Source organism: Nocardioides sp. CCNWLW216, from assembly GCF_037120545.1.
In the GTDB taxonomy this organism is placed as follows: Bacteria; Actinomycetota; Actinomycetes; order Propionibacteriales; family Nocardioidaceae; genus Nocardioides; species Nocardioides lianchengensis.
Map to the genome: position 1 here is coordinate 571,977 of NZ_JBBBBJ010000001.1, position 23,573 is coordinate 595,549.

A 23,573-nucleotide genomic window follows, 5' to 3' on the forward strand; every position below is an offset into this window, starting at 1 on the left:
TGCCACTTTCCTGCGGCGTGTCGGTCGCAGATCGACGGCTCGATGCGGCGTACTCGTGGACGGGGGCGTGATCGACCCGTCGATCGCTGACCGACACGCCGCAGAATCCCGACATTGAGTGACGGGTCGGCGTCAGAGGCGGGACTCCACGACGGCGACGGCGGCGTCGAGCCCGCCGGCTCTGTGCATGTCGTCGGCGAGCGACCGCGACCGGGTCCGTACGGCGGGCGCCGAGATCGCGTCGAGCGCGGTGCGCAGCTCCTCGACGGTGACCGCCTCGCTGTCGATCCGGACGGCGACGCCGGCGGCCACCAGCCGGTCGGCGTTCTCGAACTGGTCGGCGTCCTGGGGTGCCGCGATCATCGGCGTGCCGGTGACCAGCCCCTCGCTCGACCCGCCCATGCCGGCGTGGGTCAGGAACGCGTCGGCGCGGCCGAGCACCTCCAGCTGGGGGACCCACGGGTGGGTCTCCACGGTGGCCGGGAGCGGGCCGAGGTCGGCGGGATCGACCGTCGAGCCGATCTGCAGCACGACGTGCCAGCCGGGGCGGTCGCCGTACGCCTGGACGCAGCGGCGGTAGAAGTCGGGCCGGTCGGTGAACGCCGAGCCGAGCGAGACCAGCAGCACCTGGACGTCGTCGCCCGGCGGCGTCCACGCGCCACTGGGTACGACGGGCCGCACGAGCGGGCCCACGAAGGTGTGGACCTCGCGGTCGACCCGGTCGAGGTGCGGCTGCATCAGCGGCGAGATCAGCACGACGGACCGGTCCGGGCGGCCGAGGTAGGACAGCGGATCGGTGGTGACGCCCTGGGCGGCGAACCAAGTCCGCTCCCGCTCGCGCAGCGCCCGGCCGCGCGGGTCGGCCTCGATGCCGGAGAGGAAGTCCGCCAGGTCGTCCTCGTAGCCGTCCCAGCCGACGTACGCCGGCGAGAGCTGCAGCGCCGGGACGCCCCACTTGTCGGCCAGGATCCGCGCGGTGATCCCGGCGATGTCGTAGAGGAACAGGTCGGGCCGGTCGTGCTCGTAGTGGGCGCGGACCTGGGGCAGCATCGCCTCGTACTCGGCCTGGAAGCGGGTCAGGTGGTCGACGACGTCGCCCTCCCAGGCGTCGAGGGTGGAGGAGTAGGGCCGCAGCTCGGCGCCGGTCGCCTCGATCGCCGCGCACAGCCGAGGACCGTGCGGGTGGGTCGGGTCGCTCACGTAGGTCACCCGGTGCCCGCGTGCGACCAGCCCGCGGACCAGCTCCAGGCTCGGATGCACGTGGCCGGGATAGGGGATCGACACCATCGCGACGTGGGCCATCGCAGCTCCTTCCGAAGTGAAACGAAACGGATCGTTTCGCATGGCCGACGCTAGCATCCGGTGCGTGCCGTCCGCCACCCGTCGCTCCGAGCAGTCACGCCGCGCCGCGCTCGACGCCGCCCTGGCGCTGGTCACCGAGCTGCCCTACCCGCGGATCACCGTCGACGCGATCGCGGCCCGCGCCGGGGTCAGCAAGGCGACGATCTACCGCTGGTGGTCGGCCAAGGGCGCGCTGGTCGTCGAGGCGCTCGCCCAGCAGAGCGCGGACCGGCCGGAGGAGCACCTGGTGCTGCCCGACACCGGCGACCTCGAGGCCGACCTGGCGTCGGTGCTGCGGGCGATCGTCGACGAGATGGCCGACCCGTCGTACGACGCGCTGATGCGCGCGCTGTCCATCGAGAGCCTGCAGGACCCGGCCCTGCCCGACCAGGTGCGCGAGCAGATCTTCGGCCTCCAGCTCGAGTACGTCGAGCGCCGGTTCGCCGCCGCCCGCGCGGCCGGCCAGCTGCGTGACGACGTCGGCACGCTGGAGGCCTTCGAGCTGTTCGTCGCGCCGGTCTTCCACCGCTGGCAGGGCGCGACCGGCCCGCTGACCCACGCCTACGCCGACGGTGTCGCCGCCCGCGCGGTGCGGGCGCTGCGTCCCGACTAGAGCGTCCGGCTAGAACCCCTGTCCGGAGCCGCCGATGTTGTCCATCTGCGCCTGGAAGTGGACGAAGCGCTGGTTGGACGAGGCGGCGTGGCCGCTGTCGTGGACCTGCGAGACCGCCGACCCGGCCCGCCACCAGGGCACCAGCTGCCCGCCGACCATCACCATCCGCAGCTGCGGGAGGTGGCCGTCCGCCAGCCGCTGCCGGTCGGCCCGGCAGACCGGCACCGGCCGCTCCACGCCGCCCGGCGGCGTCCACGGCACCTCGGCCACCGCGGGTCCGTGCTGGGCGTTGAAGAAGCACGGGCCGTGCCGCTCCGGCAGCGGTACGCCGTCGCGGCGGGCCAGCACGCGGGCCACGGCGTACCGGCCGTCGTCGAGGATCGTGTCCACCGCGTCGAAGCCGGCCTCGTCCTCGGCCTGGGCCAGCCGGGCCTTGGCACGCTCGTAGTCGTCGAGCGCGGTCTGGTAGTCGCGGCGCAGGTCCTCGTCGAGCTCGGTGGTGAGGGTCTCGACGTGCAGGTCGCCGAGCTGCTCGCCGAAGACGGTGACGTCCTCGCGCAGCATCCGGCGCCGTACCCGCACCGCCTCGGCGGCGAGCAGGCGGCGTCCACGTCGGTCGGATCCGGGCCAGCGCATGCGGCACCCTACGACGGCAGCGGGGTCAGCGGCGCAGGAGTCGTACGACGAGCCCGATCGGCATGAGCGTCAGCAGCCCGACGATCGTGCCGAGCAGGAACCCGGTCAGGTCCGCGACGGGCGCGACCAGGACGCTGCCCCACAGGTCGCCGTCGTCGGGGGCGCCGGTGAGCGGGGCGAGGGCCACGCCGACCAGGCTCACGACCAGGGCCAGCGGCATCCAGACGAACCAGGGGATGCCGGACGACGGGCGCGCGTCGTCCGGCTGCGCGGTCAGCCGGACGCCGCCCTGGCGCTGGGCGAGGAGCAGCCACGCGACGGCGTACCCGAGGCCGAGGAGCGCGCCGGCGGCGAGGTGGCCGACCATCCACTGACCGAAGGTCAGCCAGGCGTCCGAGGACTCGTCGTCGACCCGCCCGGTGAGCAGCAGCTGGGCGAGGAACAGGGCGGCGAGGTAGGTCCAGACCTGGACGCGCAGCAGCCGCGAGGCGGCGCGGGGACTGTCGAGGTAGGCGCCGACGGCGCCGGCCGGGATGTACACCGGCTCAGCCCAGGCTCGAGAGGATCCGCTGCATCCGCGCCGCCTCGGCCGCCTGCCCGGCGACCACGTCGGCGGCGATCTCGGCGACCCGCTGGTCGCTGCCGCCGGCCAGCACGTCCTCGGCCATGGCGATCGCGCCCTCGTGGTGGCGGACCATCCCCGCCAGGAACAGCCGGTCGAAGGCGGCCCCGTCGGCGTCGGCCAGCGCCGCCATCTCGTCGTCGCTCAGCAGCCCGACCATCGGGTTGTGCCCGTGGTCTCCGTGGTCGTAGTCGTGGGGGTCCTCCTCCGGCGACGGTACGTCGATGCCGCGCTCGGACAGCCAGCCCGCCATCAGCCAGATCTCCGGCCCCTGAGCCGCGTCGATCCGGTCCGCGACCGCGCGGACCTGCCGGTCCGCGGCCCGGGTCGCGGCCAGCTCGGCCATCTCCAGCGCCTGGCCGTGGTGCGGGATCATCATCTGCAGGTAGGACACGTCGTCGTGGTTCCACTCGGAGCCCGCGGCCCCCTCGTCGGGGGCGAGCGTCTGCGACGGCTCCCCGGGTCCGCCGGGCTGGACCTGGTCGACGTCCGAGGACGGGAGGTCCTCCGTGGTGGGCCGGGGCGACGGGGCGGTGCCGTGGGTGTGCCCGGCCTGGCCGGGCAGCTCGGCGTGGCCGGCCGGGGGAGTCGTGGTCGCGTCCGAGCAGCCCGCGACGGCGCCGTACCCCGCGAGGAGCAGGGCGGCGAGGAGCGGGCGGACGGCGTGCACGCCCCCAGCACATCACGGAATCCGTCGTACCCTGCTCCCCTCACCACTCGCGCTCTCGGAAGGCTCGCGCCCGTGACGACCTCGTCCCGCACCCGTGTGTCCCTCGGCCTACTGGCCGCCGCCCTGGCCCTCGCGCTGGGCTTCGGACTGCTGTCCGGCCCCGGTGCGTCGGGGGAGGGCGCGAGCGGTGCCGCCCGGCCCTGCACCAAGGCCGAGCTGGCCGAGCTGCGCGCCGTGGGCGACAACTTCGTCGGCCGCTGCCTGCTCCCCGGGCGGGACTGGACGGGCCTCGAGCGCGTCGAGGCCGCCGCCGACCAGGGCGAGGTCGACCGCTCGGCCAACGTCCGGCAGATCGCGCGGGTGCCGCTGAAGGGCGCGTTCGCCGCGGAGGACGCCTTCGGCACCGACCTGGCGTTCCAGGGCCGCTACGCCTTCGGCGGCAACTACCAGGGCTTCGCCGTGTACGACGTCCGCCGGCCGTCCAAGCCGCGCCGGGTCGCGCAGGTGGTCTGCCCCGGCGGCCAGAACGACGTGTCGGTGCACCGCAACCTGCTGGTGCTCAGCGTCGACTCCAGCCGCAGCGACGACTCCTGCCGCAGCGAGGCCCAGTCCGCGTCGATCAAGTCGTCGTGGGAGGGGATCCGGGTCTTCGACATCTCGAACCCGCGCAAGCCGCGCTACGTCGCCGCAGTCGAGACCGACTGCGGCTCGCACACCCACACGCTGGCGCCGGCCAGGAACGGCACGTCGGTCTTCGTCTACGTGTCGTCGTACGGCCCGGCCTCGGACCTGCCCGACTGCAGGCCGCCGCACGACCGGATCAGCGTGGTCAAGGTGCCGGTGCGGAAGCCGGAGCGGGCCCGCGTCGTCGCGAAGCCGAGGCTCTTCCCCGACGGCGGCAACCCGGGCAGCGGCGTCCCACTCCTGGGGGTCAGCGAGACCAGCGGCTGCCACGACATCACGGCGTACCCGGCCAAGGACCTGGCCGCCGGTGCCTGCATGGGCGACGGGATCCTGCTCGACATCAAGCAGCGCGCGCGGCCGCGGGTGATCCACCGGGTCACCGACGACGCCAACTTCGCGTTCTGGCACTCGGCGACCTTCAACAACCGCGGCACCAAGGTGGTCTTCACCGACGAGCTCGGCGGCGGCTCGCTGCCGACCTGCAACCCGCTGACCGGGCCGACCCGCGGCGCCGACGGGATCTACGACATCGTGAAGCGCAAGCTGGTGTTCCGCAGCTACTTCAAGATCCCGCGCACCCAGGGCGCGACCGAGAACTGCGTGGCCCACAACGGCTCGCTGATCCCGGTGAAGGGCCGCGACGTGATGGTCCAGGCGTGGTACCAGGGCGGCTTCTCCGTCTTCGACTTCACCGACTCGACCAAGCCGACCGAGATCGCGCACTTCGACCGCGGGGCGATCTCCGAGACCGAGATGACGCTCGGCGGCGCGTGGTCGACGTACTGGTACAACGGGCGGATCTACTCCAACGACATCACCCGCGGGCTCGAGGTCTTCCGCCTCGACGACCCCCGGACGCGCAGCGCGCTGAAGGTCAGGATGCGGGGGCTGAACGCGCAGTCGCAGGCGCGCTACCGGGGCTGATCGAGACGGTCCTCCACGGTCGGGCGAACTACAGATCTGTAGTTCGCCCGACCGCGTTGCGGGGCGCGTGGGACGCGTGATGCCATGGGTTTTCACATCTGTCACGGAGGCACCAAGCGTGCTCTTCCGTCCCATCTCTCGCGGAGAACTCACCCCCACATGCGCCTGCGCCCGACCGTCCTCCCGGCCCTCGCGGCGACCCTCCTGGGGGCCTCGCTGCTCGCCCCGACGCCGGCTCACGCCACCGACCGCTGGGCCGTGCCCGCCGACGCCACGGTGACGATCACCGGCCACGGCTACGGCCACGGCCACGGCATGTCGCAGTACGGCGCGCAGGGCGCCGCCAAGCGTGGCCTCTCCCACGACCGGATCCTGGCCTTCTACTACCCGGGCCTGAAGCCGGGTCGCGTCGGCGGCCGGGTCAGCGTGCAGATCTCCGCCGACACCACCGACGACCTGCTGGTCCGGGCGCGCTCGGGCCTCACGGTCAAGGACCTCCGCGCCAAGAGGAGCTGGACGCTGCCGGCCAACGGCGCCCGCTACTGGCGCGTGGCCACCTCGCGGGCCGGGGTCACCCGGGTCGCCTACAAGACCACCCGCTGGGTCCGCTGGCGCACGCTCCGCGGGGACGGCGAGATCGCCGCCGGCGGCCGACCGGTCACCCTGGTCACGCCGTCCGGCGACCGCCCCTACCGCGGCCGCCTGCGGCACGCCTCGGTCGCCGGCGGCGGCCACGAGACGGTCAACATCGTCTCGCTGGAGGGCTACCTGCGCGGCGTCGTACCGCTGGAGATGCCGGCGACCTGGAGCCCGGCCGCCGTCCGTGCCCAGGCGGTCGCGGCCCGCACCTACGCCGCCTACGAGCGCGCCCACCCCCGCTCGCGGCACGCCCAGATCTGCGACACCACGTCCTGCCAGGTGTACGGCGGGTACGCCGCCGAGCACCCCGCCTCCAACGCGGCCATCGCCGCGACCCGCGGCCAGGCGCTGCTCGACGGGGGCAAGCCCGCCTTCACCCAGTTCTCCTCCAGCAGCGGCGGCTGGACCTCCGCCGGCTCGGTGCCCTACCTGACCGCCGTCGAGGACCCGTACGACGGCTGGTCCGGCAACCCTGTCCACGCCTGGAACGTCCGCTTCCCCGCCGCCCGGCTCGAGAAGGCCTGGCCGCGGATCGGCACGCTGCAGGCCATCCGGGTCACCGCGCGCGACGGCAACGGCGACTGGGGCGGGCGGGTCCGGTCGCTGACGCTCGGCGGCAGTGCCGGGTCGGTCACGGTCAGCGGCGACACGTTCCGCAGCGTGCTGGGGCTGCGGTCGACGTACCTGACGTTCAGGGTGTCCTGAGGGCGGTCGGGTCCGCTTCCGTGCCGATCGCCTGCGGCGGCGCGACCGAGCCGAGAGGATGGGCGCTCGCCCACCCCAGGTTCGGAGAATGATGCGCCCCCACCGGCTCGTGCTGTCCCTCTCGACGCTGCTCGCGTCGCGCGCCCTCGTCTCCACGACGACCCCCGCCGCCCACGCTGAGGTCTGGTCGCACCGTGACGCGTCCGGCGACGTGGTGCGGGTGGTCCAGGGCGGGGGGAACAGCTCCGAGTCGGCGGCCCCGGAGGACCGGGACGCCGACGTACGGCGGGTGGACATCGCCCACACGTCCCGGACGGTCCGCGTGGCCGTCCGGGTCCGCGACATGACGCGTGGTGGTCAGTTCGGCCGCCTCCACCTGAGGATGCCCGGTGGCGTCGAGGTCATGGCCGAGGTCGCCCGCGAGGGGCGGGACACCACGTTCCTCCTGATGCCCGTGAGCGAGGACGAGATGGCGGGTTGTGCCGATGCCTCAGGCCGGTTCCGCCCGAAGCGGAACCTGATGGTCGTCCGGATCGCCCGCTCCTGCCTCGGCGACCCACGCTGGGTCCGCGTCGGCGTGGCCTACGGGACCTTGGAGGGGAGCCGGGCCAGGTCGCGCGTGTTCCACGTCGACGACGGGCTGCGCGATCGCGGCTACTCGGTGGCTCGTCTGCCGGGCTGGAGCCCGCGGGTCGCGGTCGGCTGACGCTGCCCGGCTCGATCGGCAGGTAGCGCTCAGACCGGCGGTCGCGGGGGGTCACTCCTCGGTGGTCCGCAGGGCCGCCCGCGCGGCGATGCCGGCGAAGACCACGAGGATCGCCAGTACGCCGGCCAGCGCCGCGATCGCGACCCCCGGCGCGGCCATCGGATACGCGACGCACTCGTAGTCGTACTCGTAGTCGTCCGTGCACTCGACGGCCTTCCGCTGCACCGCCATCGTCACGCCCGCGATCGCCGCCACGCCGGCCAGGAGCAACCCGAGCCAGGTGGCCCACCAGACCAGGTCGACGTTCCGCTCGGCCTGCTCGGCCGGGGTGCGCTGGACGGGCGGCGCCACGCCGGCCATCCAGTCGTCCTCGCGGCTCTCGGTGGTCATGCGGGCGAACGCTAATCGAGATCCGTGGCGGGGGAGGCGGAATCGAGTCGGTCGGCCTGCGCGGCATCACGGCTGCGCCGTCGTCCGGAGAAAGTGACGGGCCGGATCGCTGTCGGGGCCTCGTATCCGCGCACCGCGCGTCACTTTTTCTCGCGCAGCTCAACCCTCGTGGGCGCGGCAGATCGACGCGCACGACCTGGATGCACCCAACCGCTCATAAGGAGGCATCTCAGCCCCCTTGTGACGCCCACCACTCCATGACAGGATCGCTTCCTGAAACCTTTCAATCTCGGAGGAGCTCTCGGTGCTTCAACCCCCTTCGCAGGCGGCGACCCCGCCTCACCACTCCCATCCCGCCCGCCGGATCGCGGCGTCGTCGGTGGCCCTGGCCCTCGGCGTGACGCTGTGCGCAGCGACGACGGCGACCCCCGCGCACGCCGCGGACGGGACCGCACCGTCGGCGCCGACCCGACTCACCGTCGAGGACCAGCCGCACCCGCTCGAGGTCGACGGGACACCCCGCTTCGGGTGGCTGCCGCAGGACGTCGACGGCAACGAGGTGCAGACGGCGTACGAGATCGAGGTCCGCGGCGACGACGACCAGGTCGTCTGGGACTCCGGCAAGGTCGACTCCGACCAGCAGGCCTACGTCGACTACGACGGCGCCGACCTGGACCCCGGTACGGCGTACGACTGGACGGTCCGCACCTGGGACCGCGGCGGCCAGGTCTCGCCCTGGGCGCCGGAGGCGACGTTCGAGACCGGCCTCGAGGACGGTGACTGGGGCGGCGCGCAGTGGATCCGCCGCCAGCCCGGCTCCCTCACCGGTGCGCTTCAGGTGCAGGACGGGCAGGGGCGCCACACCGGCGCGGGCATCACGGTCGCCAAGGCCGGCCGCGACTGGACCGACTACACCCTCGACGTCGACATCACCCCGCGCCGCAACAGCGCCGGCATCGTGCTGCGCGCCCCCGACGCCGCCAACGGCTACATGGTCGCGCTGGTGCCCGGCACCGGCGTACGCCACCACCTGCTGCAGGGCGGCACGCTGCCCAACACCTCCGGCGCCCGGGTGACCTTCCCGGCCACGGTCGCGGTCGACACGACGTACCACCTGACCGTCCGGGTCGTCGGCGACACGATCACCTACCTCCTCGACGGCACGGAGCTCGGCCAGGTCACCCGGACCAACTGGGCCACCGGCACCGTCGGCTTCCGTACGGCGAGCGGCGAGACCGCCGACTACGACAACCTGGTCGTCACCGGCCCCGACGACGAGACGCTCTTCTCCGAGGACTTCTCCAGCGACCTCGCGAAGTGGGAGCGCAGCGCGGGGCAGGAGCCAGACGAGTTCACCTTCGCGCGCAAGCAGGTGACGCTGCCCGCCGGCACGATCACTCGCGCGCGGAGCTGGTTCGCCGCCGACGACACCTACGAGCTGTGGGTCAACGGCACCCGCGCCGACCGCGGCAGCAACCTCGGCTACCAGGGCAGCGCCACGCTGCAGGCCGAGCAGTACTACCAGACCGCCGACCTCACCGTCCTGCTCCGCCCGGGCCGCCAGACGGTCTTCGGCGTCGTCTCCCGCTGGTCGGGCAGCGGCCAGGGCCGCGCCGCCGGCACGCCCGGGCTGCTGGGCCGCGTCGTCGTCGAGTACGCCGACGGCTCCGAGTACGTCGTCACCACCGACGGCACCTGGCGCACGCGGCCGGGCGACTTCGTCGGTGTCGGCACCCGCAACGGCGAGGGTCTCAACATCACCCACCAGGACGCGCGGCTCACTGTGGCCGCCGGCGCCTGGAAGCGCCCCGGGTACGACGACTCGACGTGGGGCGCGCCGATCGTGATCGGGGAGCACCCGGTCGCGAACACGTTCAACCACCTCTCGGGCCGCCAGACCCGCGTCACCGAGACCGTCGTACGGCCTGAGCGGATCCTGATCGCCCAGGACGGCACCCCGGTCGCCGACTTCGGCAAGGTCATCCCGGCCCGCCCGGCGGTGCACTTCGAGGACGGCCTGGCCGGACGCACGATCCCGGTCCGCGCCAGCTTCCTGCTGGAGGAGAACGGCCGCGTCTCCACGTCGGGCGTCGCGACGCAGGGGACCGACATGCGCTTCCTCTACACCCAGGTCGACGGCGAGCAGGACTTCCAGGCCTTCGACCACCTCGCCTACCGCTACCTGGAGATCCCGGGCGCGGGGGAGGACATCACCGTCGACGACGTCAGCGCCACCGTGCTGCACACCCGGCTCCCGGGCGAGGCGGCGACGTTCGAGAGCGACGACCCCACCCTGAACGCGGTGTGGGACCTGATGGACCGCTCGCTGGTCTACTCGGTCCAGGACACCTTCGTCGACACCCCGACGCGGGAGCAGGGTCAGTTCCTCCTCGACACCGCGAACATCTCCTACGGCCTGATGGCGACCCAGAACGAGCGGGTCGCGACCCGGGTCGCGATGCGGGAGTTCCTGGCCAGCCAGGAGCGCTACTGGAGCGGCGCCGAGGTCGACAAGGGCCGCTACAACGCCGTCTACCCGAATGGCGACGGCAAGCGCGACATCCCGGACTTCACCGCGCTGGTGCCCGACTGGGTCTGGCGCTACTACCAGGAGACCGGCGACCGCGACCTGCTCGCCGAGGCGTACCCCGCCATGGCCGAGACGGCCGGCTACATCCGCCGCCACGTCGCGACCAGCGGCGCGACGCAGGGCCTGGTCACCGAGCTCACCGGCGGCTCGGGCCAGTACCTCTACGGCATCGTCGACTGGCCGGCCTCCGGTCGCTTCGACTACGACATGACCGCCACCGCCCGCACGACGGTCAACGCCCTCGGCGTCAACGTGCTCCGCACCGCCGCCCTGATGGCGGAGGAGCTCGGCGAGCCCGGGGCCGAGGCGTACGACGCCGACGCCGACGCGATCGCCGACCGGATGAACGCGGTGCTCCGCCAGAGCGACGGCAGCTACCACGACGGCATCCGCGCCGACGGCACGTCGAGCCCGCACGCCGGCCAGCACGCGACGTCGTACGCCATCGCGTTCGGCATCGCCCCCGGGGCCGACCGTCCGGAGCTGGCGAAGCGGATCGGCGCGATGGGCATGAAGCAGGGCCCGATGACGTCGCACTGGCTGCTGAAGGCCCTCGGTGACGGGGGAGCGGAGCGCGAGCTGCGGAGCCTGCTCACCAACGCCGACGACCTCGGCTGGGCCAAGACACTGAAGGACGGCGGCACGTTCACGCCCGAGGCGTGGGTCGCCGAGGGCTCGGCCAACAGCCTGTCGCACGGCTGGGGCTCCCAGGCGATCGTCGACATCCAGCAGGACGTGCTCGGCGTGGACCTGACCGGAGCCGGCGCCAGCGACGTCGCCCTCCGCATCCCCGACACCGGCCTCACCCACGCCGCGGGCACCCGCCCCACCCAGCGCGGCCCGGTCAGCACCGACTGGACCCGCCGTGGCAGCGACGTCACCCTCACCGCCGGCCTCCCGGTCAACGTCGAGGGCGTCGTCTCCCTCCCGGTCGTCGCCGGCCGGACGTACGCCGTCCGCGGTCCGAGGGGCGCCACGGCAACGCCGCTGGAGACCGTCGACGGCCAGCAGCGCTGGTCCGTCGGGTCGGGCACCTGGACGTTCAGCAACGTCCGCGCGACCCCGCCCACCCCGCCGAACCCGCCTTCGGCCGGCCGGGTCTCCTCCACCACCAAGCTGACGGCGGAGCGTCGGAAGAACCGGGTCCTGCTGGTCGCGCGCGTCCGTGCTGAGGACGGGGCGCGGGTCAAGGGCGGCACGGTCGTCTTCCGCTCCAGCAAGGGTCGCCTCGGCGCCGCCACGGTCAAAGCTCAGGGCCGGGCTCGGATCTGGGTGCCGCGTCAGGTTCGGCCCGGGCGGATCGCTGTGCGGGCGCTCTTCCAGGGGACGAAGGGGGTCAAGCCCTCCCGCTCGGCGCGGGTGATCGTGCGGGTACGACGCTGAGATGCCTCTGGTGAAAGCGGCCGGTCCGGGTGCCCGTGAGGGTGCCCTGGCCGGCCGCTTCGTCATGGTTCCTCGCCGAGCCCGCCGGCGTCAGCTCTCCCGGGCAGGACCCGCGTGCAACGCGCTGACGGCGGGGAGAGACACAGGGACGGAGCGTGTGCGGTGTCGGCTTGTCCGACGGTCCGGCTTGCGACGACTGGTCAGAGGTCAGCGACCCGCGGCGCGACCTCGGCGCCGAGGAGTTCGATGCCGCGCAGCAGGTCGGCGTGGGCCAAGCGCGGGTTGGTCATCTGGAGCGCGACCCGATCAACCCCGCCGAGCTGGTCCGCGACGCGGCCGAGCTTGGTGACGATCTCGTCGGGGCTGCCCAGGAAGAACGCGCCGTCAGGTCCGCTGGTGGCGTCGAACTGGGCCCGGTTGGGCGGCGCGAAGCCGCGCTCGCGGGAGGCCGAGGTGAACATCTCGTGCCAGCCCGGGTAGATCGTGTCAGCGGCGTGGCGACGGCTCTCGCCGACGTAGCCGAAGACGTGGAGGCCGACGCGCAGGGTCTCGGGCGCGTGACCGGCCTGCGCGCCCGCCCGGCGATAGAGGTCGACCAGCGGTGCGAACTGGCGCGGCTCGCCGCCGATGATCGCGACCATCAGCGGCAAACCGAGCAATCCGGCGCGCACGAACGACTCGGGCGTCCCGCCGACCCCGACCCAGATCGGCAGCCGGTCCTGCGCTGGTCGCGGGTAGACGCCCTGACCGGTGAGGGGGGCGCGGTGCTGTCCCGACCAGGTCACCTTCGGTGAGTCTCGGATCTGCAGGAGCAGGTCGAGCTTCTCGGCGAACAGCGAGTCGTAGTCGGCCAGGTCGAGACCGAAGAGCGGGAACGACTCGGTGAACGAGCCGCGGCCGACCACCAGGTCGGTCCGGCCGCCCGAGATCAGGTCGAGCGTCGCGAACTGTTGGAAGAGCCGCACCGGGTCGGCGGCGCTCAGCACCGCTACCGCGCTGCCGAGCCGGATCGACGTCGTACGCGCGGCGGCCGCGGCGAGGATGACCGGCGGTGCGGAGTCGTAGTACTCCTCGCGGTGGTGCTCGCCGATGCCGAACGAGTAGAGGCCGGACCGGTCGGCGAGCTCGATCTCTTCCAGCAGGTGGGCCATCCGTTCCGCGGGGCCGACGACGCGACCAGTGGACGGGTCAGTGACCCGTGAGACGAAGCTGTCAACGCCGACGTGCACGGGAACCTCCGAGGGTGGGTGGTGGGTGCGGGCTGAACGCGTCCCGCTCGCCACCCATTCCATCCCGTCCGTCGACGGGTCACGCGCGGCTTGTCTCTTCAACGCTACGAGTCGGTGAGCGATGCCGGCTCGGTGACGCACCCGGTCCTCGTCAAGATCGCGTCAGCCCCGAGTCCTCTCGGCGTGTGCAGGTGCTTCGAACGCGCCGACTCGCGGGGGTAGGGCGCGGGTCTCGTCAGCGCGCGCGACCAGCGGCAGCTTCCCTGATCGACCGCCGGCGTGGAGCGGACCGACAGACCTCGGTAATCGCGGACGTTTCGACGACGCCGGGAGGCGGAGGTTAGACCCGCCGACCGGCGGCAGGCGGGAGCTATTCGAGCAGCCGGAGTACTGACCGCAGCCAGCTGTCCTTCTTCTTCTTCTCGCTGCGCGCACTGATGAGGTCAGCCATGTCGTACTGGTAGGGCGTCGAGGCCTCGATTAGGCGTGCGACCGAAGCCGGCGGCCACTGGTCACGGCGCGCCTCCCAAGCAGCACCACGGCGGAGACGACTGCACCGATCCCACTCTTCACCCGCGGGAAGCACGTTCGCCAGGAGATACCAGCCTTCTGGGTCGAATCCTGGGTCCAGAAGGGCGAAATGGAGGAACTCGAATGTCATCTGCCAGCCCTGCGTCCGCACCTTCGCGGAGTTGCTCTGCAAGGCGCTTGCCAGAGCGACGGAGTAGGTACGCTCGATGACGTTCCTGGGAGCGTCTAGCTCCGGCAGATGCGAGATGAGGTTCGCCCAGTCCTTCGCGGGCGCACGCCTCCACAGCCCGACCCCCAAGTCGGCGGCCAAAGCGAGCGCTACGAGTTCGCCCGAGCTTTGCAGAGACCCCTCCGGTGGAGAGCCGAGAGCGGCTGAGCCGATACGCGCCAGCACAGCGCGCAGGACCTCCGCGCCGGCGACGAGGTCTGAAGACGGCCTTGTGCCGACCCATCCGAGAAGGTCCCACCATCGTGCCGGGTTCGCGCTGGCGACCGCGGCAAGGGGTTCAATCGCCCGAAACTCGAGCAGCGAGGTGAGTACGGCAATGACGGTGTCGCGATTCTGCAGTTCGAGGATGTCGAGCAAGAGTGCGGCATCGCCCTCCGCCCAAACTGCTGGCTGGCCCAGAAGCTCAGGTCGGCGTGCCACAACCAGTGCGCCAAGTTCGGGAAGCGCGTTCGCGAGGGCAACGGCAGCAGTAATGTCGACCGCATTCGCCACATCTGCGACTACAGGCTCGAGTGCTTCAAGAGGAAGGGCTTCGAGATCCATGCGGCCGACCTCCTCGGCTCCGCCGGGTGACATCGCCAGTTGGGCCAGTCGACTCCCGAAGTCGAGGCCTCTGAGGTCCAACGACGGCGACGCGGCAAGCGCGGCGGTCAGACGCGATGCTTCGTCGACCGGCCAGCCTCCGTACCTAGAATGATCAGCCGGTCCGAAGAGAGCTGCCTTCAAAAGGCTGTGGCTCTCCGGCAGCGGATAGGCGTGTCGTACTGCGAGAGCGGTCTTGATGATGTCTGGATTCGGTTGCGCCAGGCGGTCGTAGAGGTCGGCCAGCCTGCGTAGTTCGCTGCGCCCGGTCCGGCTCTCAGTGCCACCGAGTCGCAGGAACAGTCGGAAGTTCTCGTCCGGCTGAATCAGGTCGCGGACCAACCAGTCGACCCATCTACCGACGTCGCGCGAGCCTTGATCCGCGAGCGGATTAGCTGCAGTTGACCTCGACAACTTTTCGACCAACTCAAGGTCGTACGTGGCGCTGGCGGCGCGTTGCCGCGTTCGCGATGAGAACGTCCGCCTCAGGCGCGGCCATTGCTGCTCGGTCATCGCCAGCAAGAGAGACTCGAAGTTCTCGACTTGGTTGACGCGGAACTGGATCGGATCGTTGGTTGAGTAGGTGGCGTGGATGATCTGACGCAGGATTTCGATGTCTGCGTTCACCGGGCCGACGCGCTGATCACCTGCAATGTCTAGCGCGACCTGATACGCAGAGAGTTCCGCGTTCGAGAGCGCGCCGGCCGCCGGATGTGGCCTCCGAAACGCTTTTGTGATGGCGCCGAACCCGGTCATCTTACTGAGGTCGGAATGCTCGACAAACAACACATGTGACCAAACGCTGCCCGGGCGGTTCCAGTCATCCGCGCGCCATGTGCGGACGAACGCCTGTGCATTCTCGGTCTCGAGCGGCTGCACAGTGAGGTACGTCGTCACCGCACCCTCGAAGGCCGCGTCTGTCAGTGTCCGGAGCGCGCGCTGGGTCTCGGAGCTCAACGACCTCGACGACACAAGGAGGCGGTGTCCCTCGTTGTAGCCGAAGAGAGCCTGTTCAGTCCTAATCTTCATGGTCATGGCCTAGCGCCCAGAGTAGCGGCGCGAGGAGACTTTCATTTTCGCCTTCAGGCCCCCGCACAAAGGCGCGTCGAAGGAGCGGGATCGACTCCAGGTCAGGGGGCGGCGGATACACACCACCCTGACCGCTGACGCCGAAGGCTCGGCTCTCGATACGGTCCGCGTTCACGGCAACGTATTGAGCGAGCAAGGGCAGATTCTGCTCGACCCACGCCGTCGGCTTGATGTCGGCAGGCAATGCGGCGTCAAACGCAGACAGGACGATGCTGAGCCGGAAGACGCCATCGTGCACGCGGCGCAGGGCCTGGAGAAGGTCAACCAGTGCGAGCTGCGTAGGACCTTCTCCGATCTCCTCAGAGTGAGGTTGGGTGGGATCCCAATCCTCGTCACCCAGGGCCTCGGCGTCAGCCTGGTGTTCTGCCACCGTCTGGCCGGCCTCGTGGTAGTCGACGTTGGTGAACAAGACGAAGCCCGTGCAACCGTGAACCGCGTCGACGAGCTGTCTGTCCCACGAACGGTCGACGTGGACGCTTTGCCAGGTTTCGCCGGAAAGATCGGGGATCTCCACACGCGCCGAAGCGTGCTCGGAGAACCGCAGAGACAGATTCATCCCTTCGGTTTCGCCCACGGTCGTGTGGTCCGCCTGCCTGAACTCTTGAAGCGCACCAAGAATCCGGTTGAGGTAGGCACGATCGTCGTCGTGCGCGTCAAGGTCGACACCACAGTTCAGGTCGTTGACGATCGTGCCATAAGCCAGGGCTAGGTAGGTGGTCTTGCCCGTATACGGGAGGCCTACGAACAGGGCACTCACGGCGTCGGGATCCGGGCTCTCCGTCATACGGTCTCTCCTGGTGGCGTTTCAAGAGCCCGCCAGAAGTGGCGCCCTTCGCCGTTCTGAGCAGGGGCGCGTCGCTCGGCCCCGGCGCTGGCTGGTGGAGTTTCGTTGGTCGGGGCTACGAAGTCGAGGAGCTCCTCGAGGCCTTCGATGTCAGGTCCAGGTCGGACCGTCGCAGTCATCACGGCGACCTCGCGTCCACACGATGCGGCCAGCTCGTCGAGCAGGGCGCGCGCAGCGGAGCGACTTTCGTCGGTGCCGACCTTGTCCCACTTGGTGCACAGGAGCGCGATGGGGCATCCCGCGGGAACTCCGCCCGGTCCTGTCAGGGCCATGAGGAGCAGCCGCGCTCTGTGGATGGTCGAGTCCCGCAGACGTGGGTTGTTGAGGCGTTCGCCGTTGACAGCGACCACACACCGGTCGGCGCGACCCGCGATCGGTACTTCGGAGGCAATACCGCCGTGCTCGATGAGATTCTCGAAGTACTCGCCCTTGCCGTCAGAGGCCAGGACTTCGTGCCGGTTGCCGTCGCGCGCCAAGGTGAGGTGTAGGAACCGCATCTCCTCATCGGCGGTGCGTTCGGTCGTTGGGGTTCCCGCACCGGAGGACGCGAGCGACGGGTGCAGACGGATGTGAAAGGCCCGCAGCGTCTCCGATCCGCCGAAGGACCAGCCGTTGAACGGTCCAGCAAGGAACCTCGCAAACAGCTCGGCGACCAGGGTCGTCTTGCCCACGTCGGCCTCGCCGGCGACCAGCACCATCGTGACTCGGTGCTTGGCCATCAGGCCACCTGCCTCACCAAGGGTCAGTGCCTCCTCTCCGGGAACGAGTACAGGTGGCTCGGTCCTCAGAACCGGTCGCTCGAGATCCGGATCCTCGTCCTCTGTCAACCCCTCAGAAGTCTCACCGGTTTCGGGATCCGCCTCGTCCGACCTTCCGGCCCCGTCGCCTGGGCCAGCGGTCTCGGTAGCGTGCGGGCAGATGGTCGCGGACTCAAAGCCGTCGAGGCAAGCGCCCCCGGAGGCGATCTCGCACCCGGCCTCTGAGCACGTGAACTGCGGGAAGACCTGCGCCTCAGTCATCTTCGCCCTGCTGTGCGTGTTCGTTCAGAATCTGGCGAGCCAGGGCAGACGCACTAACAACATGTCCTTCAGGCAGATCGAGGGAGGCCGCGAGTGCCTCAGTGACCACCGTGGTGTTGCCGCTGAACTGCACCATGAAGGCGATGCCGGTTGCCAAGGGGCGGAAGACCTCACGGGCGTTATCGGGTGTGGGGGCCGTCCATCCGGTTTCCTGGAGGGCTGCGACGGCCTCGGTCAGGGTGAACGTATCCGTGCCGGCCGCGATCACCTGGTCCAGCACCGTTAGCGTTCCAGCGGTCGGCGGATGGGGCCCGACGATCGTCGTCACCTCGGTCGTGGCCATAACCGTTCGTCGCAGCGCAGGCAGGTCTGTCCACACCTCGCCGGTTGTCGAGGAGGTACCGGACCGGGCCCACCACAGTGCGTCGACCTCCTCGTCAAGCAGGTCGAGGCGTTCGTTGAACTGTCCGACGACCGCGTCGATACGATCGACGACCCGTCCGACCCAGTTGTGGACGTCGTTCAGGGTGGCAGCGAGCTTGTCGGTTTCGTCGAGCTCGGCCCCGGCCTCCGCTGACCGCTTTCGGGGAGCTCTGATAGTCGCATCGAGAACCACACGTTCGCGGACCTTGCGGGCGCTTGCTTCTGTGGTAGCGCGAACCCTCTCAGGCAGCGCGGCGAGCACGGGCGTCCAGCCGAGGAAGAGCAGCGACTCGCAGCGGCTAGCTATGGCGGCCGACGCGGCGCTCTCCTCTTCGAGCAGATGAATCAGGGCCGCGGCAGACAGGTGAGCGATCAGCTCGGTCTTGCCCTCCGGCGCGTAGGTCGAGGTTGCTGCCGCAAGACTGGTCTCCAGAGTCCGAACCTGGGCAGGGTCAGCCTTCCCGAACGCTGCTCGGGCGAGATCCTCGATGTAGGCATCCTCGGCGACCGCAAGTGCGGTCACCCATGAACGAGCAAGCTCAATGGTGCCCTCGTTCACGATCGGCAGGACCGGCTGCAGCCACGCAGCGAGCATCGTGGAAGCGGGCTCGTGGGTCGTCATGCTGTCACCTTTGCTTGCAGTTGATCGACCAGGCCCCGTTCCCCCACACGCCTCAGGATTAGCCGGGCCAGGTCCTTGTGTGCCCCGGGTGCGAGGTCGGTCTCGTCGAGCACCTCAAGGGCGAGGCCGATGGCGAGGCGTTTAGTCGGCGGAAGCGCCCCAAACTGCCTCGCGAGTTCGCGGCGGTTGATCTCGGCGGTCGGCGAGGGCCCGGGAGCCAGGTCCGACGTTGCGGCGTCACCGATCGGCGACGCGCTGGCCGCTGCGATGGGCTGCGGTTCTGCCGCCGGCGGCACCGTCGGTGCGACCCCGGTCGCGTCGGCCTTCGGGACCGCCGGGGTACGGCCCACGACGAAGTCCTGCGCGCCGTCGGGGTGTTCGATGAATCGGGTCTCCGACATCGACCAGTACCGGGGCTCGACGTGGATTGCGAGGTCGCCGTCAGCGTTGAAACTGAGTGTCAGTAGTAGGTACGCCGGTACATAAGGGTCCTTCTCACCGTCGGCGCGACGTTCCGGCCCGACAGCGCCGCCAGACAGTTGGAGCGATCCACGGTCGACTTCTTGCGAAGACATGTATCTGTGCTCGTGACCGAAGATCCACACGTGTCCGCGCCGCAGGTAGGGAGCGACCACCTCCCAGTCCCTGATCCAGTTCGGCGGGTGGTGAGCGATGACGATGTGAACTGGGTTGTTCTCGCGAGAGAGCTGACACTGCAGGAGACCGAGCGCGAGCTGTCGCCTACCGTCGGCGTCCCGGAAATCATCGTCCTGGTCGTCGCTGTTCAAGGAGGAGTTCAGCCCGGTGATGTGGACCGGCTGCCCGTCCAGAAACAACGTGCTGTCCTCGACCCAGTGTGGCTTGGGTGGTTCGCTGTGACACATGTACGGTCGTGCGAACTCGTTATACGCGCGCAACGGTTCAAAATACGCCTCGGCGGTCGGATCCGCGGTCACGCGCTTGCGCAGGTACTCGTCGACGTAGTTGGCGGAAGGTAGGTCCCTGAGCTGCTCGCGGAACACCTGTGCGGGCATGCTTGCCCTGAGGACATTGCGGTCCACGTCGTGGTTCCCGGGTACCGTCCACACCCGGTCCTTACCGATGCCGCCGCAGGCGGCCACCAGGGTCGTGAGCCATTCCTCGGCGGTCGCGTACTCGTCGGGGTGCCCACCAAAAGCGATATCACCCCCCACGAGCACCGCGTCGACCTGGCCGCCGCTGGCGACCCGTGCGGCGAGGTCGCGAACGAGTTCGCCACGTTGGTCCAGGTTGGGGTCCCAGCCGTAGGCATCCTTGTGAAAGTGGATGTCACTTACGTGGAGGATGCGAAGGACCACTGCAGCTCGATTCGGGGAAGTGGGGGACGGCGACACCACGGTAAGGGTTGCCGCGACGTGTTGAAGCACATTCTGGGCGAGAGACCGCCCCTCTCGGGTAGCCCATAGTGGGCGAAGTGACGCACAAGCAGCAGCCATCAGGACCTGGCCGAAACGCAGCGACGCCCCGACCTGAGGGTCGAGGCGCCGTCGCGATGAGTTCGAGTTAGCCGAGGACGAGCACCAGATCCCCGCCATCAACCGCCTGCGTGCCAGACAGAGCGACGCGCTCCACAACGCCCTCAACAGGCGCGGTGATCGCCGCCTCCATCTTCATCGCCTCGATCGTGGCAACAGTGTCACCAGCAGCGACCTTGTCGCCCTCGGCGACCACGATGGTGACGACCCCCTGGAACGGCGCAGCGACGTGCCCGGGCTTGGACGTGTCGGCCTTCTCGGCGGCGGCGACCTCGGCGGCGATGTTGGTGTCGCGGACGCTGACGGGGCGCATCTGGCCGTTGAGGAGGGTCATGACAGTGCGGAAGCCGCGCTCGTCGGGCTCGCTGATCGACTGGAGGCCGAGGAGGAGGGTCTTGCCCTCGTCGAGCTCGACCTCGTGCTCGTCGCCGCGGCGCAGGCCGTAGAGGTAGTCGACGGTCGGGAGGACGGAGACGTCGCCGTACGCGGAGCGGGCCTCGAGGAACGACTTCGTGGGGCCGGGGAAGAGCAGCTGGTTGAGCGTACGGCGGCGCGTCTCGGACGACCCGGCGAGGCCCTCGGCCGCCTCGGGCGCGAGCTCCTCGGCCGGGGCAGTCCACGTCCGGCCCTCGAGCGCGCGCGAGCGGAACGGCTCGGGCCAGCCGCCGGGCGGGTCACCGAGCTCGCCGTTGAGGAAGCCGATGACGGAGTCGGGGATGTCGTAGGCCTGGGGGTTCTCGGCGAACTCGGCCGGGTCGGCGCCGACGGCGACCAGCGAGAGGGCCAGGTCGCCGATGACCTTCGAGGACGGGGTGACCTTCGGGACGTTGCCGAGGATGTCGTTCGCGGCGGCGTACATGTCCTCGATCTGCTCGAACTTCTCGCCGAGGCCGAGGGCGATCGCCTGCTGGCGCAGGTTGGAGAGCTGACCGCCGGGGATCTCGTGGCGGTAGACGCGGCCGGTCGGGGAGGCCAGGCCGGACTCGAAGGGCGCGTAGACGCGTCGGACGGCTTCCCAGTACGGCTCCAGGGCGTTCACGGCGGCGAGGTCGAGGCCGGTCTCGCGGTCGCCGTGGTCGGTCGCCGAGACGAGCGCCGACAGCGGGGGCTGGGACGTCGTACCGGCCATGGAGGCGGTGGCGGCGTCGACGGCGTCGACGCCGGCCTCGATGGCGGCGGTGAGGGTGGCCAGCTGGCCGCCGGTGGTGTCGTGGGTGTGCAGGTGCACCGGCAGGTCGAACTCGGAGCGCAGCGCGGTGACCAGGGTGCGGGCGGCGGGCGCGCGGAGCAGGCCGGCCATGTCCTTGATGCACAGCACGTGGGCGCCGGCCTCGACGATCCGCTCCGCCAGCTTCAGGTAGTAGTCGAGCGTGTAGAGCTTCTCGCCCGGGTCGGACAGGTCGCCGGTGTAGCAGAGCGCGACCTCGGCCAGCGTGGTGTTCGTGGCCCGCACCGCCTCGATCGCGGGGCGCATCTGCTCGACGTCGTTGAGGGCGTCGAAGATCCGGAACACGTCGAGCCCGGTGGCCGCGGCCTCCTCGACGAAGGCGTCGGTGACCTTCGTCGGGTACGGCGTATAGCCCACCGTGTTGCGCCCGCGCAGCAGCATCTGCAGCTGGATGTTGGGCACCGCCTGCCGCAGCGCGGCCAGCCGCTCCCACGGGTCCTCGGAGAGGAAGCGCAGCGCGACGTCGTACGTCGCCCCGCCCCAGGCCTCCAGCGACCACAGCTGCGGCAGCGTGCGCGCGACGTACGGCGCCACGGCGACCAGGTCCTTGGTGCGGACCCGGGTGGCCAGCAGCGACTGGTGGGCGTCGCGGAAGGTCGTGTCGGTGACGGCGACGTCGGTCTGCGCGCGCAGCCGGCGGGCGAACTCCTCGGGACCGAGCTCCAGCAGCAGCTGGCGGGTGCCGTCGGGCGCGGGGACGTCGAGCGAGACGGCGGGCAGCTTCGAGGTCGGGTCGATGCTGACCGGCGCTGGGCCGTGCGGCTGGTTGACCGTGACCTCGGCGAGGTAGGTCAGCAGCTTGCTGCCGCGGTCGCCCGAGCCGCGCGCCTGGAGCAGCTGCGGGTGGGTCTCGATGAACGCGGTCGTCACGTTCCCGGACGCGAAGTCGGGGTCGTCGAGCACGGCCTGCAGGAACGGGATGTTGGTGGAGACGCCGCGGATCCGGAACTCGGCCACCGCGCGGCGGGCCTTCTCGACGGCCTTGTCGAAGGTGCGGCCGCGACAGGTCAGCTTGGCCAGCATCGAGTCGAAGTGGGCCGAGACCTCGGCGCCGGTGTAGACCGTGCCGCCGTCGAGGCGGACCCCGCCGCCGCCGGGGGAGCGGTACGTCGTGATCACGCCGGTGTCCGGGCGGAAGTTGTTGGCCGGGTCCTCGGTGGTGATCCGGCACTGCAGCGCGGCGCCGCGCAGCACGATGCCGTCCTGCGAGAGGCCCAGGTCGTCGAGGGTCTCGCCGGCGGCGATCCGCAGCTGCGACTGCACGAGGTCGACGTCGGTGACCTCCTCGGTCACCGTGTGCTCGACCTGGATGCGGGGGTTCATCTCGATGAAGACGTAGTTGCCGGCCGGGTCGAGGAGGAACTCGACCGTGCCCGCGTTGCGGTAGCCGATCTCGCGGGCGAACCGTACGGCGTCCGCGCAGATGCGGTCGCGTAGCTCCGGGTCGAGGTTGGGCGCGGGGGCGATCTCGACGACCTTCTGGTGCCGCCGCTGGACCGAGCAGTCGCGCTCGTAGAGGTGGATCACGTTGCCGGCGCCGTCGGCCAGGATCTGCACCTCGATGTGGCGCGGGTCGACGACGGCCTGCTCGACGAAGACGGTCGGGTCGCCGAAGGCGGCCTCGCCCTCGCGCATGCAGGTCTCGATCGCCTCGCGCAGCGCCTTCGGCTCGTCGACGCGGCGCATGCCGCGACCGCCGCCGCCGGCCACCGCCTTCACGAAGAGCGGGTAGGGGATGTCGCTGTCCTCGATCGCCGCCACCAGCGCGTCGACGTCGGTGCCCGGCTCGACCGACTTCAGGGTCGGGACGCCGGCCGCCTTGGCTGCCGCGATCGCCCGGGCCTTGTTGCCGGTCAGCTCCAGCACCTCGGCGCTCGGGCCGACGAAGGTGATGCCGGCGTTCGCGCACGCCTCGGCCAGGCCGGGGTTCTCCGACAGGAAGCCGTAGCCGGGGTAGACCGCGTCCGCGCCCGCCCGTACGGCGGTCGCCACGATCGACTCCGCGTCGAGGTAGTTGCGCACCGGGTGGCCGCGCTCGCCGATCTCGTAGGCCTCGTCGGCCTTCAGCCGGTGCTCGGACCAGCGGTCCTCGTAGGGGAAGACCGCCACCGTCCGCGCGCCCAGCTCGTACGCCGCCCGGAACGCCCGGACCGCGATCTCGCCACGGTTCGCCACCAGCACCTTGGAGAACATGGGCGCCACGATATGCGGACGCTCGGGGGTTACCGCCCGGTGTTGTGCTCCGTCTCACGTGACGTGCAACCGGCCGCTCGTGCGGGGTGGGGCGGTGAGCTGTCCACCGTCTCCGCGCGAGGTTCGGTGGACGGCTCACCGCCGCCCCGGCGCGCCCGCAGGAAACG

Annotated in this window: 17 protein-coding genes; 5 read left to right on the top strand and 12 right to left on the bottom strand. The window is 70.7% G+C overall.

Going from position 1 to position 23,573, the window contains the following annotated elements; translation table 11 throughout:
- Nucleotides 1-132 precede the first annotated feature (132 nt).
- Nucleotides 133-1,302, bottom strand: coding sequence for a macrolide family glycosyltransferase (locus V7S47_RS02665; protein WP_336560127.1), 1,170 nt, complete (start codon nt 1,300-1,302; stop codon nt 133-135).
- Between the two features lie 64 nt (nt 1,303-1,366).
- Between V7S47_RS02665 and V7S47_RS02670 the strand changes: the two genes are divergently transcribed.
- Nucleotides 1,367-1,954, top strand: coding sequence for a TetR/AcrR family transcriptional regulator (locus tag V7S47_RS02670; RefSeq protein ID WP_336560128.1), 588 nt, complete (start codon nt 1,367-1,369; stop codon nt 1,952-1,954).
- 9 nt (nt 1,955-1,963) lie between these two features.
- Here the strand turns inward: V7S47_RS02670 and V7S47_RS02675 are convergent, their stop codons facing one another.
- From V7S47_RS02675 to V7S47_RS02685, 3 genes are read right to left on the bottom strand one after another with little or no spacing between them, the layout of a single operon-like run.
- A complete protein-coding gene (locus V7S47_RS02675) occupies nt 1,964-2,590 on the bottom strand; it encodes a hypothetical protein (RefSeq protein WP_336560129.1) in 627 nt (208 codons plus the stop codon).
- Between the two features lie 25 nt (nt 2,591-2,615).
- Nucleotides 2,616-3,131 (bottom strand): hypothetical protein, encoded by a 516-nt coding sequence (locus V7S47_RS02680; protein ID WP_336560130.1) that lies wholly within the window; start codon nt 3,129-3,131, stop codon nt 2,616-2,618.
- Between the two features lie 4 nt (nt 3,132-3,135).
- Nucleotides 3,136-3,882, bottom strand: coding sequence for a DUF305 domain-containing protein (locus V7S47_RS02685; RefSeq protein WP_336560131.1), 747 nt, complete (start codon nt 3,880-3,882; stop codon nt 3,136-3,138).
- Nucleotides 3,883-3,954: 72 nt separating this feature from the next.
- Between V7S47_RS02685 and V7S47_RS02690 the strand changes: the two genes are divergently transcribed.
- The 3 genes from V7S47_RS02690 (at nt 3,955) to V7S47_RS02700 (ending at nt 7,540) form a co-directional block, all read left to right on the top strand.
- The gene (locus V7S47_RS02690; RefSeq protein ID WP_336560132.1) at nt 3,955-5,490 is read left to right on the top strand and encodes an LVIVD repeat-containing protein; all 1,536 of its coding nucleotides are present in this window, start codon (nt 3,955-3,957) and stop codon (nt 5,488-5,490) included.
- Between the two features lie 159 nt (nt 5,491-5,649).
- On the top strand, nt 5,650-6,834 hold the full coding sequence (locus tag V7S47_RS02695; protein ID WP_336560133.1) for a SpoIID/LytB domain-containing protein: 1,185 nt from the start codon (nt 5,650-5,652) through the stop codon (nt 6,832-6,834).
- An 88-nt stretch (nt 6,835-6,922) separates the two neighbouring features.
- Complete coding sequence (locus tag V7S47_RS02700; protein WP_336560134.1) at nt 6,923-7,540, top strand: hypothetical protein; 618 nt, start codon at nt 6,923-6,925, stop codon at nt 7,538-7,540.
- Nucleotides 7,541-7,591: 51 nt separating this feature from the next.
- On the opposite strand, the gene V7S47_RS02705 is transcribed toward V7S47_RS02700, so the two are convergent.
- Nucleotides 7,592-7,930 carry a hypothetical protein gene (locus V7S47_RS02705; protein ID WP_336560135.1) on the bottom strand — a complete coding sequence of 113 codons (339 nt, stop codon included), beginning with the start codon at nt 7,928-7,930 and terminating at the stop codon, nt 7,592-7,594.
- Between the two features lie 304 nt (nt 7,931-8,234).
- Here V7S47_RS02705 and V7S47_RS02710 point away from each other — a divergent pair, with 304 nt between their 5' ends.
- Nucleotides 8,235-11,903 (top strand): family 78 glycoside hydrolase catalytic domain, encoded by a 3,669-nt coding sequence (locus V7S47_RS02710; protein WP_336560136.1) that lies wholly within the window; start codon nt 8,235-8,237, stop codon nt 11,901-11,903.
- A 200-nt stretch (nt 11,904-12,103) separates the two neighbouring features.
- On the opposite strand, the gene V7S47_RS02715 is transcribed toward V7S47_RS02710, so the two are convergent.
- The 7 genes from V7S47_RS02715 to V7S47_RS02745 form a co-directional block, all read right to left on the bottom strand.
- On the bottom strand, nt 12,104-13,195 hold the full coding sequence (locus V7S47_RS02715; protein WP_336560137.1) for an LLM class flavin-dependent oxidoreductase: 1,092 nt from the start codon (nt 13,193-13,195) through the stop codon (nt 12,104-12,106).
- Between the two features lie 307 nt (nt 13,196-13,502).
- Nucleotides 13,503-15,509 (bottom strand): GAP1-N1 domain-containing protein, encoded by a 2,007-nt coding sequence (locus V7S47_RS02720; RefSeq protein WP_336560138.1) that lies wholly within the window; start codon nt 15,507-15,509, stop codon nt 13,503-13,505.
- Nucleotides 15,493-16,347 carry a hypothetical protein gene (locus tag V7S47_RS02725; protein WP_336560139.1) on the bottom strand — a complete coding sequence of 285 codons (855 nt, stop codon included), beginning with the start codon at nt 16,345-16,347 and terminating at the stop codon, nt 15,493-15,495. Before V7S47_RS02725 ends, V7S47_RS02720 begins: the two co-directional genes overlap by 17 nt.
- Nucleotides 16,344-17,426, bottom strand: coding sequence for a TRAFAC clade GTPase domain-containing protein (locus V7S47_RS02730; RefSeq protein WP_336560140.1), 1,083 nt, complete (start codon nt 17,424-17,426; stop codon nt 16,344-16,346). The genes V7S47_RS02725 and V7S47_RS02730 overlap by 4 nt, the downstream gene beginning before the upstream one ends.
- Nucleotides 17,419-18,471, bottom strand: a complete 1,053-nt coding sequence (locus tag V7S47_RS02735) for a GTPase-associated system all-helical protein GASH (RefSeq protein WP_336560141.1) — start codon at nt 18,469-18,471, stop codon at nt 17,419-17,421. Before V7S47_RS02735 ends, V7S47_RS02730 begins: the two co-directional genes overlap by 8 nt.
- A complete protein-coding gene (locus V7S47_RS02740; RefSeq protein ID WP_336560142.1) occupies nt 18,468-19,808 on the bottom strand; it encodes a metallophosphoesterase family protein in 1,341 nt (446 codons plus the stop codon). The genes V7S47_RS02735 and V7S47_RS02740 overlap by 4 nt, the downstream gene beginning before the upstream one ends.
- A gap of 205 nt (nt 19,809-20,013) precedes the next feature.
- Nucleotides 20,014-23,406: a pyruvate carboxylase gene (locus V7S47_RS02745; protein ID WP_336560143.1), complete on the bottom strand. Its 3,393-nt coding sequence runs from the start codon at nt 23,404-23,406 to the stop codon at nt 20,014-20,016.
- Between the last annotated feature and the right edge of the window lie 167 nt (nt 23,407-23,573).

Bases quoted from the DNA above. Each gene is read 5' to 3' on its own strand.
- V7S47_RS02665 (WP_336560127.1), bottom strand. From the start codon at position 1,302: ATGGCCCACGTCGCGATGGTGTCGATCCCCTATCCCGGCCACGTGCAT.
- V7S47_RS02675 (WP_336560129.1), bottom strand. From the start codon at position 2,590: ATGCGCTGGCCCGGATCCGACCGACGTGGACGCCGCCTGCTCGCCGCC.
- V7S47_RS02695 (WP_336560133.1), top strand. From the start codon at position 5,650: ATGCGCCTGCGCCCGACCGTCCTCCCGGCCCTCGCGGCGACCCTCCTG.
- V7S47_RS02700 (WP_336560134.1), top strand. From the start codon at position 6,923: ATGATGCGCCCCCACCGGCTCGTGCTGTCCCTCTCGACGCTGCTCGCG.
- V7S47_RS02705 (WP_336560135.1), bottom strand. From the start codon at position 7,930: ATGACCACCGAGAGCCGCGAGGACGACTGGATGGCCGGCGTGGCGCCG.
- V7S47_RS02715 (WP_336560137.1), bottom strand. From the start codon at position 13,195: ATGGAATGGGTGGCGAGCGGGACGCGTTCAGCCCGCACCCACCACCCA.
- V7S47_RS02720 (WP_336560138.1), bottom strand. From the start codon at position 15,509: ATGACCATGAAGATTAGGACTGAACAGGCTCTCTTCGGCTACAACGAG.
- V7S47_RS02725 (WP_336560139.1), bottom strand. From the start codon at position 16,347: ATGACGGAGAGCCCGGATCCCGACGCCGTGAGTGCCCTGTTCGTAGGC.
- V7S47_RS02730 (WP_336560140.1), bottom strand. From the start codon at position 17,426: ATGACTGAGGCGCAGGTCTTCCCGCAGTTCACGTGCTCAGAGGCCGGG.
- V7S47_RS02735 (WP_336560141.1), bottom strand. From the start codon at position 18,471: ATGACGACCCACGAGCCCGCTTCCACGATGCTCGCTGCGTGGCTGCAG.
- V7S47_RS02745 (WP_336560143.1), bottom strand. From the start codon at position 23,406: ATGTTCTCCAAGGTGCTGGTGGCGAACCGTGGCGAGATCGCGGTCCGG.